Annotated in this window: 12 protein-coding genes and 1 pseudogene; 2 read left to right on the plus strand and 11 right to left on the minus strand. The window is 57.0% G+C overall.

The window, feature by feature from the left end; all coding sequences use genetic code 11:
• Positions 1–17: 17 nt before the first annotated feature.
• Positions 18–695 (minus strand): hypothetical protein, encoded by a 678-nt coding sequence (locus tag PGW49_RS01605; RefSeq protein ID WP_270225213.1) that lies wholly within the window; start codon positions 693–695, stop codon positions 18–20.
• 52 nt (positions 696–747) lie between these two features.
• Between PGW49_RS01605 and PGW49_RS01610 the strand changes: the two genes are divergently transcribed.
• Entirely contained in the window at positions 748–2,067 is a 1,320-nt protein-coding gene (locus tag PGW49_RS01610) for an IS256 family transposase (RefSeq protein ID WP_270225214.1), read from the plus strand.
• Here PGW49_RS01610 and PGW49_RS01615 read toward each other — a convergent pair.
• Together PGW49_RS01615 and PGW49_RS01620 are read right to left on the minus strand one after the other, a co-directional pair.
• Positions 2,054–3,784, minus strand: a complete 1,731-nt coding sequence (locus PGW49_RS01615) for an ATP-binding protein (protein ID WP_270225215.1) — start codon at positions 3,782–3,784, stop codon at positions 2,054–2,056. The genes PGW49_RS01610 and PGW49_RS01615 overlap by 14 nt on opposite strands.
• 319 nt (positions 3,785–4,103) lie before the next feature.
• Positions 4,104–4,931 (minus strand): DUF2971 domain-containing protein, encoded by an 828-nt coding sequence (locus PGW49_RS01620; RefSeq protein WP_270225217.1) that lies wholly within the window; start codon positions 4,929–4,931, stop codon positions 4,104–4,106.
• Positions 4,932–5,579: 648 nt separating this feature from the next.
• On the opposite strand from PGW49_RS01620, the gene PGW49_RS01625 reads away from it, so the two are divergent.
• Positions 5,580–6,947, plus strand: a complete 1,368-nt coding sequence (locus PGW49_RS01625; RefSeq protein WP_270225219.1) for a transglutaminase domain-containing protein — start codon at positions 5,580–5,582, stop codon at positions 6,945–6,947.
• A gap of 285 nt (positions 6,948–7,232) precedes the next feature.
• Here the strand turns inward: PGW49_RS01625 and PGW49_RS01630 are convergent, their stop codons facing one another.
• The 8 genes and pseudogenes from PGW49_RS01630 to PGW49_RS01660 all read right to left on the minus strand — a co-directional run bounded on the left by PGW49_RS01630 (position 7,233) and on the right by PGW49_RS01660 (position 15,740).
• On the minus strand, positions 7,233–8,687 hold the full coding sequence (locus PGW49_RS01630) for a sugar nucleotide-binding protein (RefSeq protein ID WP_270225221.1): 1,455 nt from the start codon (positions 8,685–8,687) through the stop codon (positions 7,233–7,235).
• 11 nt (positions 8,688–8,698) lie between these two features.
• On the minus strand, positions 8,699–9,721 hold the full coding sequence (rfbB, locus tag PGW49_RS01635; protein WP_270225222.1) for a dTDP-glucose 4,6-dehydratase: 1,023 nt from the start codon (positions 9,719–9,721) through the stop codon (positions 8,699–8,701).
• A 24-nt stretch (positions 9,722–9,745) separates the two neighbouring features.
• Positions 9,746–10,645: a glucose-1-phosphate thymidylyltransferase RfbA gene (gene rfbA, locus PGW49_RS01640; protein ID WP_270225223.1), complete on the minus strand. Its 900-nt coding sequence runs from the start codon at positions 10,643–10,645 to the stop codon at positions 9,746–9,748.
• A 341-nt stretch (positions 10,646–10,986) separates the two neighbouring features.
• Positions 10,987–11,715: an acyltransferase family protein gene (locus PGW49_RS01645; RefSeq protein ID WP_333494000.1), complete on the minus strand. Its 729-nt coding sequence runs from the start codon at positions 11,713–11,715 to the stop codon at positions 10,987–10,989.
• Positions 11,700–11,942, minus strand: a pseudogene (locus tag PGW49_RS10445) (acyltransferase family protein); the annotation flags it as partial. The pseudogene PGW49_RS10445 and the gene PGW49_RS01645, both read right to left, overlap by 16 nt.
• A complete protein-coding gene (locus PGW49_RS01650) occupies positions 11,943–13,160 on the minus strand; it encodes a Coenzyme F420 hydrogenase/dehydrogenase, beta subunit C-terminal domain (RefSeq protein WP_052044165.1) in 1,218 nt (405 codons plus the stop codon).
• 8 nt (positions 13,161–13,168) lie between these two features.
• Positions 13,169–14,674, minus strand: a complete 1,506-nt coding sequence (locus PGW49_RS01655; protein ID WP_270225226.1) for a lipopolysaccharide biosynthesis protein — start codon at positions 14,672–14,674, stop codon at positions 13,169–13,171.
• A complete protein-coding gene (locus tag PGW49_RS01660) occupies positions 14,667–15,740 on the minus strand; it encodes a polysaccharide pyruvyl transferase family protein (RefSeq protein WP_117774364.1) in 1,074 nt (357 codons plus the stop codon). Before PGW49_RS01660 ends, PGW49_RS01655 begins: the two co-directional genes overlap by 8 nt.
• Positions 15,741–15,742 lie beyond the last annotated feature (2 nt).

The following is a 15,742-nucleotide window of genomic DNA, read 5'->3' on the forward strand; positions in this document are numbered from 1 at the left end:
TTTTCGTTAAACGGACGCTAGGGCGTCACCCTTACACCAACATTTTCGACGCGATCACAAAGTAGCGAATATGGATTTAAATGCCTGAGCATCACATCATGAATCTTCTTTTTTACAAACGTTTCCCAATCCTCGATATAGCAGTCGAACTTCGAAGGTTGATATTCAGATTCCCAATCACGACCATTACCAAAGCTCTCAACGGAATCTATGACATATTCTTTAAGCCAACGATTCGCTTCCGCCTTAAGCGCAAATAAAAGACGTCTAGAAACTTTATCGGAGACATTCAGTATCTTTTTAGCTCTTTCAAGGTCTTCCAATAAGTCATAGGCCGTTAAATAGCTTGTGCCTATCGCTAAATGACTCAAGCTCAAAAAGGAACATAGCAATTCCGCATAGTATGGGCTGTTATAGAAAGTACCCCGACCTGAGCCAACCAACAAAAGCGAAACTGATTCCCAGGCTTTAGTGTTTTCTGAATCGAGCATTTCGCCCAGAAGAGATCCAATCCATTCAAAATCACTATCGGTAAGAAGGCCGAAAATCTGTCGCAATACTGAGCAAACATAATGCTCCGGACAGAGTCCGAGCCAAGATCCAGGACAATCAACTTTAAGGGGTAGCGCGCAGAGATGTGGTGTAAGAGGCGGGGCATGCCCCGCCCCTTCTCTTTCTTGAAAGGGAGGGGACACCGCCTAGAATTCGTCGTTGGAGTAATGAAGGTGACGAATGGAAGGAAAGGCGATGCCCCAAGAAGAGAGTGTACTGCGCCTCGGCCGCGACGAGGCCCTCGAGGCGGCGAGGCTTTGGCAGGAGTGCGGCGACGCGCGCGAGTTCGCGTGCAGGGTGCTGGGCGGCGTGATGAACGCGCTGATGGACTCCGAGGCCCAGCAGATGTGCGGCGCGAGCCGCAACGAGCGCAGCGACGGCAGGGAGAACAGCCGCAACGGCTACCGCCCCAGGTCGCTCAAGACCGCCGTGGGCGACGTGGAGCTCGAGATACCCAAGCTCAGGCACGGCACCTACTACCCCGAGGGCATGCTCGCGCGATGGTCGCGCGTCGACACCTCGGTGGCCGCCATCGTGCAGGAGATGTACGTGTGCGGCGTGTCCACCCGCAAGGTCGAGCGCGTGGCGTCCAAGCTGGGCATATCCTCGCTGTCGAGCTCGGAGGTCTCGAGCCTCTGCTCCGACCTCGACGCCGAGGTGGCGGAGTTCCGCAGCCGCGACCTGTCGGGCACGCCGTGCTGCTACCTGTGGCTCGACGCCACCTACATGAGCTGCAGGGTCGGCTCGTCGGTCGTCTCGCAGGGCGTCGTGACCGCGATCGGGCTGGGCGCCGACGGGCGCAAGCACTTCCTGGGCTGCGACGTGGTCGACACCGAGAGCGAGGACTCCTGGGCGGCATTCCTCGGCGGGCTGCGCGAGCGCGGGCTGGCCGGCGTTCGCCTCGTGGTCTCCGACAGCCACGCCGGGCTCGTGGCCGCCGTCTCGCGCCTGTTCCAGGGCTGCGCCTGGCAGCGCTGCGTGACGCACCTGCAGCGCAACCTCCAGAGCGCCTGCTCGGGCAGGCCCGAGGACTCCAAGGCGGCCGTCAGGGACCTCGTGCACGCCGCGGTCTACCAGGACGACCCCGACCTCGCGCGCTGCGTGTGGGCCGAGGCGGCGCCCTGGGTGGCGTCGGTGTCCGCCAGGGCCGGCGAGGTCTTCGAGCAGGCCGAGGACTCCGCGCTGGCGTTCACGGCCTTCCCCAGGGCGCACTGGGCCAAGCTCCGCACCAACAACGTCCAGGAGCGCGCCAACCGCGAGATCAAGCGCCGCTACAGGGTCGTGCAGTCCTTCCCCTCGAGGGAGTCGATGCTGCGCCTGACGTGCGCGAGCCTCATGGAGACCGAGGGGCAGTGGTCCCAGCAGCGCGTGTTCTCCGAGGCCTCGGCCGCCGAGGGCTTCGCCGAGCCCGCGGACAGGCCGGCCCCGACAGAGGGGAGGCGCCGCGCGCTCGGGCGGCGCGCCAGGGAGATAGTGGACGAGATAGTCGAGAAGCGCGGTCTCAAGAAGGAGTAACATCGGGACTTGCAGCGACGGACCTCAGGACACTCTTACACCACGTCTGCGCGCGCGACCCTTTAAGGGTTAAAACCTCGCCTTTAATGGCCCTGTTTTTAAATGCGTCGATAACGGACCTATCAGTATTGACCTTAAAAATGGTTTCCAGCTGATCGGCATATATCGCTGATTCCACTATCGCTGTAGACTCTAGGGCATTTTCAGCAAGAAAGGCGGCACAGTAATCATTAACAGAAGGATTAATCATTGCAATATGCTGCTCACCATCGATAATAACCATTTTGATTACAGCCGACTTAAGGCGCTTGATTGCACGATCAAAGCAATCTATAGAACAATCAATCCCATAAGATAGCTTGATTCTGGAATTAAAGGCAGCTTTTAGATGTGACAGGCTTATAAATTTATTTCCAAACGAAAATAGTTGAAAAGCAAGAACTCTCTCTTCCTCACCAAGACGCTCTTCGAATTCGTTTTTCCAGATATCAATAGGGTTATTAAGACGTGAAACAATCGCTGAGCAGTAATTGTCCAAATCACATTGCTCAATAAATTCCGGGCGAGAACAATATTCAATTACACGAGGATTATAGTTGGCGTGTTCGCAAATCTTAACGCAGCCCGCTTTATCTTTATCGACTTTTTTAGATAGCGCCTCTATGTACGGCTGCGGTACGTTTTCGAATCGCAAGTTCGAAAGAAGTATTCGGGCTTTGTCCAATAAGCTCATGGAACTGGTGTCTATTAAAACAAGCTGATCGTCAAGCTTGCGAATCAAACGATGAAAAGAATCGTCCTTCCTACCAGCTTCGTTGAGAATGGAAATGCGTGAATTGAGAATTATCTTTCGCTTGTCAGATTTCTTAACCATAAAAAGTAAGCTGCTAATCAAGCGCAGCAACTTTGAATCGACATCAAGAAAATTCTGTCCAAGGAAATCATCTAGTACAATAAGTTCCGGTAGGTTGGAATCGGGCGAAGATGCGCTTATTACGCCCTCCAATTCATAGCATGAAGAATAGAGAACGCGATAACCAGCTGCGGACATTTGAAGGGCGAGCATTTGTGTAAGTGTGGTTTTGCCCGTACCCGGATCGCCGGTGATGATTAGACAGGGGTTTGATTCGAGAATATTGACCGCCCTGTTAAATAGAGCGGTCTGGACAAACAAGGATTTGCGTTCATCGATATTAGCAAGATACAAATCGCAGCCTACAAAGAATGATCTGTTGTACAGGTTCTGCAGCACATTGGCCCCAGCAATCCATAGCTTAAAATGATTACGCAGAATATCTGAATTAGATTCGTCGGAAAGGAGCTGGTCAAGCTTAACGGAATCCAATAGTTTGAAATCTTGAACACCGAGAGCTTTCGCCTTAGAAAACAATCGCTGTTGGAATTCTCTCGTAACGCCAGAGGCCACAGTAAGTATTAAACATCTGGAGGGAAGATTACCGCGAGAGTCCAGCTGTTTAATCAAAGCTAATAAAGTTGATTCAAGCTTGGAATAACGCACATGCTGAGTCCAATGCTTGGCTTGAACAACAACCGATGGACAGGAATGAGAACCACAGAAATAAAAATCGGAGGCATCTATCCCGCCATCCCTGCCCTCGGTATAGCAGGACAGCTTAATATGCATAAGCTTTTCGGCGACATCACGACTGAGCAACTCAAACTCATAGCTATCAAGCGCGGAATAATTAAATTGCATATGCCGAGCTCCAAAAGAACAAACAAGAATACTCCTTGCAGTATAACTATGTTTAATAGTCAAGGACGATAAGTTCGGGTGGGCAGTAAATATTTAGTCCCTTAATAAGTAGCAAATTGGCTTCAATATGAAGGGGCCTATCGGCAGCCACTTATCAGCCCTTCCCTTATTGCGGATATGCAATTATCAGTAAGAACTTCTAGGGCTGCCCGAACGTGCGATCTCATTATTTGCACATTGGATTAGAAGAGCATCGGCTTCCCCTGCCATGAAGTCGCAGACAACACATGGGAACCTCCGGCATCATATTGCTGCCTATTTAAGCCAACTCAATCGAACTTTCTGCAACCTCAAGGCCGGGTGCGTATTTCTGCACCAACGCGTCCAAAATCACTCGGTTGCCTGGAGTCATCTTTGGGGAGGCGACGATCTTCATCGAGGAAAATGCTTCGTCTGAGATAGCCAAATCGTAAAAGGAAGGAATTCCGGGATCGCATCTATCAAGTATGACTTCAGCAGCTTTCTTAACTGCTTCAGCGTCACCCTTGATAATGGAGGCGATGCCCACAGGAACTCCCGTCAAAACATAGCGCCATTCTTTCTGGTATGACCAGGCGGTAGCCTTGTGGATCCCAAGCGCACTTAAATCAGCCTCGATCCAACCGTTCCCGCAACTTCGTATCACTTCTGGAAATAGAAGCGACTTATCGTTCGTGTATTGGACTTCATTAAGCATCTCAACGCTTCGGGCCATTTCTTTAAAATGATATTTTTTATCCCAAAAGTCTTCAAGCGGCAATTGAAGTCCATCAAACTTGCCACCAGGAGTATTCAAAACTGCGTCACTAGATAGCTTACTTAGGCTTTCGGTAGACACAGAGTACCGCTTAAACGGATAGCTCTTCATCTGGATTCTTACTCCACATTCAGCTCCAGCGTACTCGCGCCACATAGGGATACTCTCCTCATCAGAAGAGGTCCAACAACTGACGAGCTTTATTTTTCCAAGATTTTGAGAGTCTGCTGAACGCTGTTCTTGCGGGTCATCAACCTTATCTAACCGGCTGAACCTGATAGTCCGATTATGCAGAATCAAGGCCAGCGTATCTAGGCTTGCATAATGATGGAGAACGGCGGGTGCTTCCATGTTTGGCTCCAAACTATAACAATGAATCCATATCACTGTTCATCAAAATTTATAGACATGATTACGAAAAATCAATCAGTGCCAAACTGTCCCAAGTACCCCTCTCCCCTCCCCAACTTTGTCCAAAAAGTTCGCAGTTGTTGACTGGTGTTACCGTAAAATTAACCCCACTTACATATACACGGAGTGTTGGTCTGGCGCCGCCTCCGGGCCTTGGCGCCCGCCTTATCGAGAGGCACCGCTATGAAACGAGTCTTTTACCGCTCGCTCTGCGCAGTTCTTTGCGTATCCATGCTTAGCGCAGCAATACCTGTAAGGGTTTTAGCGGAAGAAGAACGGCTTCAAGAAAACACCTTGGAGCAGTTTGATACTGGCGCAGCGGACAATTCGGGCACCAGTATGACGGGCGACATTGATACAAGCGAGATCGGCAATGAGTCCATCAAAAATGATTCAGATCTCGCGAATCCAATTTCACATCAGGCGAAACCTCAGGTTTCCCTAACTTCCGACATGTCGTCTGATTCGGAACAATCCACAAAGGCCGCAGTAAGTGGATATCAGCACAGCGATAGCGCCACCAGCGGCAGTGTCACCCTCACCGTCGAATGGAACGATCCAGTACTTGGACAGCCAACGACTTTCCACGTGAGCGCAACAGGTGGCAGTGGCAGCTATCTTTTCCGCATGGATGCGCCCTCTTACTCCAACCCCAATGAGTATGCCTACGAGTCGGTCGCCGACCCAAGCCGCGGAGAGTGGACAAAGTTCACCGACGCGTGCGCTAGCCACGACTTTACGTTCACAACGACGGCTACCGGATCATATAACTTCCGCTTTTACCTCATGGACAAGGCGTCGGGCGTTTACTACTTGCGCACCAACTCGTATATCCAGGTTGCAGATGATGCGTATCCCAGCGTTGCGAGCATTGTCAATAAAGCAGTGTCGCAGGCCAAGCAAAACACAAATGGCTTTGAATATGAAATGCCCCTTTATCTTCATGACTGGCTTCTAAATCAGCTTGAGTACGACAACTCGCTGAAGTGGTCATCTGCCGAGAGCGCACTCACGCGCGGCGTGGGCACCTGTCAGGCGTATGAAAGCGCCTATTCCAAGCTGCTCACCGCTGTCGGCATCATTAATTCAGAGACCCGCGATACCTATGACGGCCACACCTGGAATGCGGTTAAGCTCGACGGAAAATGGTACCAGGTCGACTGCACCTGGGACGACACATCCGACAATTTCTATGGCGACCTTGACCAGCGCCACCTGTACTTCTGTATCACCGATGAACTCATGGCAATCGCGCACAAGGGACACGCCAAAATCTACACTGCCGACGGGTACGCCACCCGCTCGACGAGCCTCAAAGACAACTACTTCGTCCACAATGGCAAGGCCGACGAATGGGCCGCCAAGTACGCCGATCGCATCCAGCAGCACCTCGACGCAAAGGAGAACAAGTTCTCTATCGACGCCGACAACCAGTCTTTCCCGCCCAGCATCAGTGGCATCCAGAACGGCATCGTCGCCTTTGCGATGAACCTGCGCGAGTGGAAGACGACCGACGCCAAGGCCGATCTTGCTGCCAATTCTATCGTTGCCATGCAATCCGGGTACAAGTGGATATCAAGGTTCGACTTCTACGCCACCTGGAAGGAGCCCGCATCCTACACGATCCGCTACCACGGGTCGGACGCGGCGCCCGCCGTCGCCAGGACGACGAGGGTCGTCGTGGGCACACCGACCGCCACGCTGACGTCGTCGGCGCTGGGCTTCTCCTGCGGGCCGATGGCGTTCGCGGGCTGGAAGGCCCACCGCGACTGCGACGACGCGTGGTTCGTCATCGACGCCGCGGGCAACGGCAGGTGGGCGAAGCTGGACGGCGGGGCGCTGCCGGAGGGGCGGAGCTTCTACCGCTACGTCGACGGGGGGAAGGTGTCGGGCACGGCCCCCTCGGGCAGAGTGGACTTCTACGCCACCTGGATAGAAAACAAAGAATACGCCTAGACCATTCCGGTGCCATTTGATCTTATCAGCTATGTCGTTGATAAGATCAGTAAGCAAAAAGCTGGTCTTAGGTCATTTGCTTTAGGTTCTAGCGTTTTATCTAAACTCAGTAGTAAATAACTAATTAAGCAAGGCCCTCTTCAAAGAATCTGGTCGTAATTGTAAGGCTTAGAGTAAACCATGCGACATTTGCCGCTTTTTGCAGCGGGGCTATACGCCACGCATAAGAAAAGCCGCCGTTAACAAGCGGCGGCTTTTTTACTCTCGTCAATTCAATAGCGGCGACTAGAGCGTCTTGAGGTACTCCCCCAGCTCTTCCTCCCAGTCGGGCATGTGGAACCCGACCGACTCGAGCCTGGAAAGGTCGAGCGCGGAGTGGACCGGGCGCGGGGCGATGGGGCCCGCGGCGCTCGCGTAGTAGTCGGCGGTGCTGACCGGCACGACCTTCTCGCCGTTGCCGTTGGCGGCCTCGAAGACGGCGCGGGCGATATCGGCCCAGCTCCTCACGGCGCCGGAGCCGGTGCAGCCGTAGGTGCCGTAGGGGGCCTTGTTCTCCAGCACGTGGAAGATGGCCGCGGCCATGTCGCGCGTGAAGGTCAGGCGGCCCAGTTGGTCGTCAACGACGGTGACCTGGGTGAGCTTATCCCCCGGGTCGGCGACGCGGTCGGACAGCGCCTTCATGGTCTTGACGAAGTTGTGCCCCTCGCCGATGACCCAGCTCGAGCGCATGATGTAGTGGCGCGGGCAGCCGGCCACGGCGATGTCGCCGGCGGCCTTGGTCTGGCCGTAGACGGACAGCGGGCTGAGGGGCTCGTCCTCGGTATGGACCTCGGCGGTGCCGTCGAAGACGTAGTCGGAGGACACGTGGACCAGGGTGATCCCGTGCTCGGCGCAGGTGCGGGCGAGCTGCGCCGGCCCCGTCGCGTTGGCCTTCCAGGCGGACACGCGGCCCTCGGGGGTCTCGGCCCTGTCCACCGCGGTGTAGGCGCCGCAGTTGATCACGGTGCCGTAGAGCGACCAGTCGTACTTGGAATAGGCGTCGGGGTCGGACATGTCGAAGGTGTCGATGTCGCAGTAGTCGAAGCTGCCGGCGAGGCCGCGCTCCTCGGCGAGCGCGCGGACCGCACGGCCCAGCTGGCCGTTGCAGCCGGTGACGAGGGTGCGCTTCGGCGCCATGGGGACGACGTCCCTCAGCATCGGGTGGTTTTTGTCCGCCTCGGAGACGGTGGCCTGGTCCAGCGGGATGGGCCACTGAATGTTGAGCTCGGGGTCGGCCAGGTTCACGAAGGTGTAGGTCTTCTTGAGCTCGAGGGACCAGTGGGCGTCCACCAGGTAGGTGTAGGCGGTGCCGTCCTCGAGCGCCTGGAAGGAGTTGCCCACGCCGCGCGGGACGTAGATGGCCCTGCTCGGGTCGAGCGTGCAGGTGAAAACCTTGCCGTAGGTGGCGCTGCCCTCGCGCAGGTCCACCCAGGCGCCGAAGACCGAGCCGCGGGCCACGGAGATGAACTTGTCCCAGGGCTCCGCGTGGATGCCGCGGGTGACGCCCCTCTTCTCGTTGTAGGAGACGTTGTTCTGGACGACGCGGAGGTCGGGGATGCCGAGCTCGGTCATCTTGGCGCGCTGCCAGTTCTCCTTGAACCAGCCGCGAGAGTCGCCGTGGACGGCGAGGTCGACGACCTTCAGGCCCCCGATGCCGGTCTCGGTGACGAAGAGGTCCTTCTCGAATGCGATGTCTGCCATGTTAGTCTCCCCTACTGCCCCTGAGCCCTATAGCGGGCCTCGGTGGCCTCCTTGGCCGGGCGCCACCAGGACTCGTTGGCGACGTACCAGTCGATCGTCTGCTTGAGCCCCTCGGCGAAGTCGGTATGGGCCGGCCTCCAGCCCAGCTCGCGCTGGAGCTTGGTTGAGTCGATGGCGTAGCGGCGGTCGTGGCCGGGGCGGTCGGCGACCCAGTCGAAGTCCTCGGGGTCGCGCCCCATGGCCTCCAGGATCATGCGCAGGACGGTGATGTTGTTCCTCTCGCCGTCGGCTCCGATGAGGTACGTCTCCCCCATGCGGCCCTTGGTCAAGATGTCCCAGACGGCCGAGGAGTGGTCCTCGGTGTGGATCCAGTCGCGGACGTTCTCGCCGCGGCCGTAGAGCTTGGGGCGGACGCCGTCGACGATGTTGGTGATCTGCCTGGGGATGAACTTCTCCACGTGCTGGTAGGGGCCGTAGTTGTTGGAGCAGTTGGAGATCGTGGTGCGCAGGCCGTAGGTGCGGGTCCAGGCGCGCACGAGCATGTCGGAGGAAGCCTTGGTGCTCGAGTACGGGGAGCTCGGCTTATACGGCGTCTCCTCGGTGAACTTGGCGGGGTCGTCGAGCGCAAGGTCGCCGTAGACCTCGTCGGTAGAGACGTGGTGGTAGCGGATGCCGTATTTGCGGACGGCCTCCAGCAGGCGGAAGGTGCCCTCCACGTTGGTGCGCAGAAAGGGCTCCGGGTCGGCGATGGAGTTGTCGTTGTGGGACTCGGCGGCGTAGTGCACGATGGCGTCGTGGCCCGGTACCAGCCTGTCCAGCAGCTCGGCGTCGCAGATGTCGCCCACGACGAGCTCCACGCGGTCGGAGGGGAGCCCCGCGATGTTCTCGGGGTTGCCGGCGTAGGTCAGCTTGTCCAGGACGGTGACGTGGACGTCCGGGTGGTTCTTCACCACGTAGTGGACGAAGTTGCTGCCGATGAATCCGCAGCCGCCCGTGACGATGATGTTCCTGGGCTCGAAGAGCTCTTCAGACATGTTTCTATCTCCCATTTGATCGGATTAGTACTCGCGAGGGCTGTTGACGATCTCGCCGGCGGCGACCTTCTTCAGGTGCCGGCCGTAGACCGACTTGCCGTAGGCCTTCGCGGCCTCCTCGAGCTCGGCGGTCGTGATCCAGCCGTTCTCCCAGGCGATCTCCTCGGGGACCGAGACCGGCAGGTCCTGGGAGTGCTCCACGGCGCGGACGAACTCCGCGGCCTCGTGCAGGCTCTCCATGGTGCCGGTGTCCAGCCACGCGTAGCCGCGGCCCAAGGTGACGACGGACAGCGTCCCCTCCTCCAGGTACATCCGGTTGAGGTCGGTGATCTCCAGCTCGCCGCGGGCGGAGGGCTGCACCTCATGCGCCTTGGCGGCCACGTCGCCCGGGTAGAAGTACAGGCCGGTGACCGCATAGGAGCTCTTGGGGCACTCGGGCTTCTCCTCGATGGAGACGGCCCTGCCCTCGCCGTCGAACTCCACGACGCCGAAGCGCTCGGGGTCGTCCACGTGGTAGCCGAAGACCGTAGCGCGGCCCGACTGCGCGTTCTCGACGGCCTTCTTCAGGTGGCGGCTGAGGCCGTTGCCGTAGAAGATGTTGTCGCCGAGCACGAGTGCGCACGGCTCGCCGGCGATGAAGTCCTCGCCGATGGTGAAGGCCTGGGCCAGGCCGTCCGGCGAGGGCTGCTCGGCGTAGGACAGGTTCACGCCGTAGCGCGAGCCGTCCCCGAGCAGGCGCTCGAAGTTGGGGAGGTCCGTCGGCGTGGAGATGACCAGGATGTCCCGGATGCCCGCCAGCATGAGGGTGCTAAGCGGGTAGTAGATCATGGGCTTGTCGTAGACCGGCAGCAGCTGCTTGGAGGTCACGAGCGTGAGCGGGTACAGGCGGGTGCCGGACCCGCCGGCGAGGATGATGCCTTTCATTTAATCTGTCCTCTACAATCGAAATGCGCTTTAGGTCGAGTGATAAATAAGACTTGGGTATCCTATTTTGCTAAACCCCCTCATTCTTAACGAAATAGGCAAGGTAATGACTGCGGAATATGGCTACCTGAATTGCCCCTTCCATTTTTCAATGCTCGACCAAGGGAGATTGATTCCGGTTATTTCAGGTTGGTTAATCCAATCAGCCATTTTGAGTAAAAAGTCATCTTCTCGTTCGAAAACAGGAAGTCCGGTATCTTCACCGATGATCGCGTGCCAAATGTTGGTAATGGACTCACTTTGCTTCAACGCTATGAAAAGCGCCAGTATCGAAAATCAATTTATAATCCCACAATGATGTGAATTCGTTCGGGCAAATAACGACCGCAAAGTGATACAAGCGAATAAGATCCGGCAAGAGTTAGCGCCCAAACAGTAAATGTCGAAACACCAAGTGGAATGACGAATAATCCAAGCAGTTTCCAAACGGCCTTGAGAACAAGTATATGGCAGAGGTAGATTCCAAAAGAGGCGTTCCCAAGGTCAACAAGCAAAGTAGAAGATAATCGCGACTTGAATGATCCCGGAACCGCCATAAGAAGCGCGATCACAGCTAAAGAGGTCGCGGCAGAACCGAGCTTAAGCTGAGTTGTGGCCATATTGAAATCGCCAGTCAAATACCACCAGAAGCCTGCGACCTCCTGAATTATTAAAAATATAAAGAGCACTGCAACAAGCTGAGTGGTTCGTCCTTCAATGAGCGCAGCCCAACGCCTCCAGTCGAGACCGAAAACATAAAAGATGAGCCACATGGGGCAGAAAACCTGTATTAGAGGCAATGCGACACCGGCAACGGCAGCGAGCTCCCTTAGAAGCAAGCAAGCCGGTGTCACACAATAGACAAAGAACCTATACCGTGAAAGGAGCCTGAACAGTACCGGAGTAAGCAGCACAAGCTGTGAATAGACCAATAGATAGTACATCTGAGCCGATACGGAGCCCACGGCGAACGCCAGAAACCCAGACGCCCATGAAGGGCGGGAAACGCCGCAAGATAGATAACGCTCCAGAACGCATAAGGTCCGGCAACCTTGCTAATGCGGCGTCGAAGACCCCCCCCCGCATTAAATTTGCGCTCGTCGGTAAGAACACCGGATAAAAACAAGAACAACGCAACAGAAAAGTTGAGGAATGGGCGAATGGCGACCGACGCGGCACATTGAGGAAGACAGTGGATAAGCACCACTGCGGAAATCGCAAGCCCACGAAGAGCTTGAAGGTAGCGATCCTTGGCCATCTAGGCTCTCCTTCCAACGAGTCTCTTTAGTCGTCGTTTAATACCACCAAGCTTGCCGCGGACACGCTGCCAGAGAGTGGGACGGAAATCCCACTTGTCCATGAGATCTGGGATGGAAAGCCCGGCAGACACGTCGTTCAAGAACTCGTCGCGCTTTGGATAAGGCGTGACAGAATGGACGAGGCTAGGGTTGCCCGCGATTACCCCATCAAGCGTCGCCGGACCGTTTGCAGTAAGCCCAGAAATAGCCTCGAATGCCCGCACGCCCTTCTCGGTATTGCATAGGACGGCAGATACGCCCTTGGAGTTGTCGACCTCGGGATGGGTATTCTGGAACCCCCAGAAATCACCGAGCGTGATATCGGCGCCGCTGGAGCGCTTTGCTGGACATGCCAGACAGGACGAACGAAGGCTCGCATTGGCCAGAAACGCTTTCATGTACCAGTCTTTGCCGAATATCTGGGACTCGGTGTCCCCGGTGTTGTCTTTCTCCGCTATGTGCTTGTACATAGCGGAGTAAGACAACCATCCGGTTGTCTTACTCCGCATATTGACGTCGCAGACGTCCGACCCGAAGGCCTCACCACGGTAGTCGACCCAGCGCGACCAGAGCTCTGGAGACGGAACACCGTGGCAGATGACGTCGACGCCGAGGAAGAGGTCAGAGTCGGCGAGTTTCCCCAGGTATGAGCGCATGCCAGCCACCTGGCATGCAGTACCGGCAAAGAGCGCCGGCCTGCCTTCACGCAGGGCAGCGCGGACGCCCTCGAAGACGCCGCGGCCAACCGCGCTCTGAACGTATTTCGAGCGCATAACGGCGCCGAGCGCCGGCCTGTCCTCCACGAGCACGTGACGAAGCTCGCGGCAACCGTCCGTCCACGCGGCGCCCGCCACAACACCGCCGCGCGAGAGAGCGTCACCAGCGAGTAGACCGAACACGCCGCCCGACGACGATCTATCGAGCAAGCCGACGTCATGAGCCTTCGCCCAGAGGGCGAACTCGCACCCGTCCTCCCCAGGGGCGTTGAGCGCCGGGCATACGGCGTCGCACGCCCCGCAGCCTACGCACCCGGAGGCGTCGACGGTGGGGTGTAGGAAGCCACAATCATCGGGTTCCATGGAGATGCATGACTTGGGGCAGCGGGCAGCGCACGCGCCGCAGCCGCAGCAACGGTCGCCAAGCGAGACGACCCTCGGGGATTTCTCGGAATCATTCATGATGGACCCTATCTAAGGAACGGGAGACGAGAGACGACCGCGATACGTTCGTCCTTCGTTAGGACGGCGAGCCAAAGGGCTATGGCGAAAAGCGCGCTGTAAACGGCGCCCCACTCGAGGAACGCGGGCCATCCGTTGACGGGCAGGACCGCCGTGCCAGCGAGGCAGGCGACGGTGACGGCAGCCCAGGCGAGCAGCACCGGCAGGTTCCGCTTCCAGAAAAAGAGCATGTCGAGACCGACCCGCTTCTGGTAGTACCAGTTCATCCACAGTCCGTTGCCGAGCACGATGCTGACGACATAGGCGATCGCGGGGGCCCACGGCCCCAGCGCCGGGGCGGCCGCGGCGGTGAAGGCAACGTTCCCGACCGCCATCGCAAGGTAGACGAGACTCCTGGCGTGGTGCATGTTCTTGGCCCTCTGGATCTCGATGCCGACGTTCTGACAGAGGGGCACCATGACGGGTAGCGTCATGGCGAGCACGAGCCAGTAGGCCTCGGCGAAGCCCGGGCCCGCCCACCTCGTCACGAAAAACTTCCCGAGAATAGCGAAACCTCCGTACACCCAGCAAAACAGTACCATCTGGTAGCGGCCCACGCGCGTCATAAGGCGAGTGAGCTCGGCGTTGTCGTCCGAGGTGGCGACGATGCGGTTGACCTTCGGAATGAAGACGTTCGACATCGTGGTGGAGAGCGAGTAGAAGACTTGGCGGATGTTCACGGCCACCGCGAACAGAGATACCGCAGTCGCGCCCGAGATGGCCCCCAGCATGATGTTGGGCACGCTCTGATTGACCATCTCGCAGACCTGGTTACCGAAGATCCAGGCACTGAAGGCGGCGATGCCGCGCATGACGCCCCAGTCGGCACCCCTGAGCTCGAAGCGCATGCCCAGCACGACGATGGCGTAGCGCGCGTTGAGGGCGAGCAGGACGAGGTTCACCGCGAGCTGTGCTAGGGCAACGCCCACGGGCCCCATACCGGCGGCCAGCAGGGCCCAGGCGCACAGCGGCGTCGCAAGCGTGGTGACGAGCTGCCTGGTCTGCTGGTAGACGAAGCGCTCGTGCGCCGTGATGTAGGAATTGAACACGACGGTGAACAACGTCGAGGCGACGTTGAGCGTCATGATGGCGAGCAGCTCCCGGGCGAGCGAGACCTGCGCCTCGGTGAACCCGGCCGAGAACACCGCGCCGGCGTTTGCGGAGAAGCCTATGCCGAGGGCGACCGCCGCGGCTGTGACGGCGACGTAAAGCGTGAGGTACATGCCGTTCAGGTGCCGGATGTCGCGCTCGCCGCCGTGCGCCACCGTCTGCGTGTAGAAGCGCACGTAGGCCTCGGAGAAGCCGAAGGACAGGAGCGTCAGCGAGAAGACAAAGGAGTTCGAGCTCTGGAAGACGCCGTAGTCCGCCTGCCCCACGTAGGACAGTAGCATCGGCGTGTAGACGAGGTTGACGAGGTTCTTTGCGAGGATGTTGGCGTAGCCGAGGAGGGCGCCCGCCTTACGCTGGCTAGCCACGGGCGGCCTCCGAGGGAATGCTCAATCCACATCTATCGAGGAATTCAACAACGATCTTCCTCTGAGCTGCCAACCTGTCATACGCCTTTGAATAGTCACTCTCGAGCAGTTCCGAATTACATACGGAAAGAATTGACCGCTCAACGAAAGAAACACCCAGCTCGCTGGCTAGCGTGTCGAATCGGCTGCTCATGTCTGGACCAGTGGACTCACGAGGGCAATAAATCAGCGGCTTCCCGAACAAGATCGAGAAAATTGATCCGTGATATGAATCTGTCGCTACAAGCTTTGCGTGACGGACGGCATAGAGGAACTCTGAAGGCCCGAGGGCGTAGTAGCGCGCATCCCCTAGTAAATCGACCCTCTTGCAGCTAAGTGAATCACAGATTTCGGCAACCCTCTCTTCGTAAGCTGCACTCCCGAGGAAGTACGTCAATACATAATCATTTGGAAGCCCGCAGTGCGGCTCTTTTTCATACCTTTCCCACCAGGAGCCGTCAAACATCAGTGTTGGGTCAATCAACACCTCGGCCTTTAAGCCGTATAGACTGTTTATAAGCTCGGCGCTCTTCTGCTCACGAACGGACAGCCTATCAAACCCGTCGAAATAGCCGTGGAACAGCTCACGCTTCTCCTCGGGAATCGTCGGAGCTGCCAAGCTTGGCGAAAAAGCAATGCGCTTTTCTCTTGGCGAAAACGTGAGAAACATAGTGGAGTTAGCGTCAGGGGAATACGGAGACCAAACTTGGTCGCTCCCAGCAACGAAAAAGTCATAGGATTTAATGTCACGTGGAGGGTTGGAATCAGATATAACCTCCCGGCTAAAGGAAATGTTACGGGAATTGAAATCCTCAAACGAACGATGCCTCTGGATGTGGGCAACGGCAAGCCCCTTTGGAATGAGCGAAGCCAAAGACTTGAGCTTGTATTTGGCAGATCTCGAGTCCTTCTGTCTGAACGTAAGGACATCTGCACCCGAGAGTTTGAGAGTTTCTTGGACAGCAAGGTTCTGGAGCCTCTGCCCATAGTTGTCCCCATGCGTAAATGTGGAAATGCCTATTTTCATGT

This window comes from Collinsella aerofaciens (assembly GCF_027679495.1).
GTDB classification, from domain to species: domain Bacteria; phylum Actinomycetota; class Coriobacteriia; order Coriobacteriales; family Coriobacteriaceae; genus Collinsella; species Collinsella aerofaciens_AK.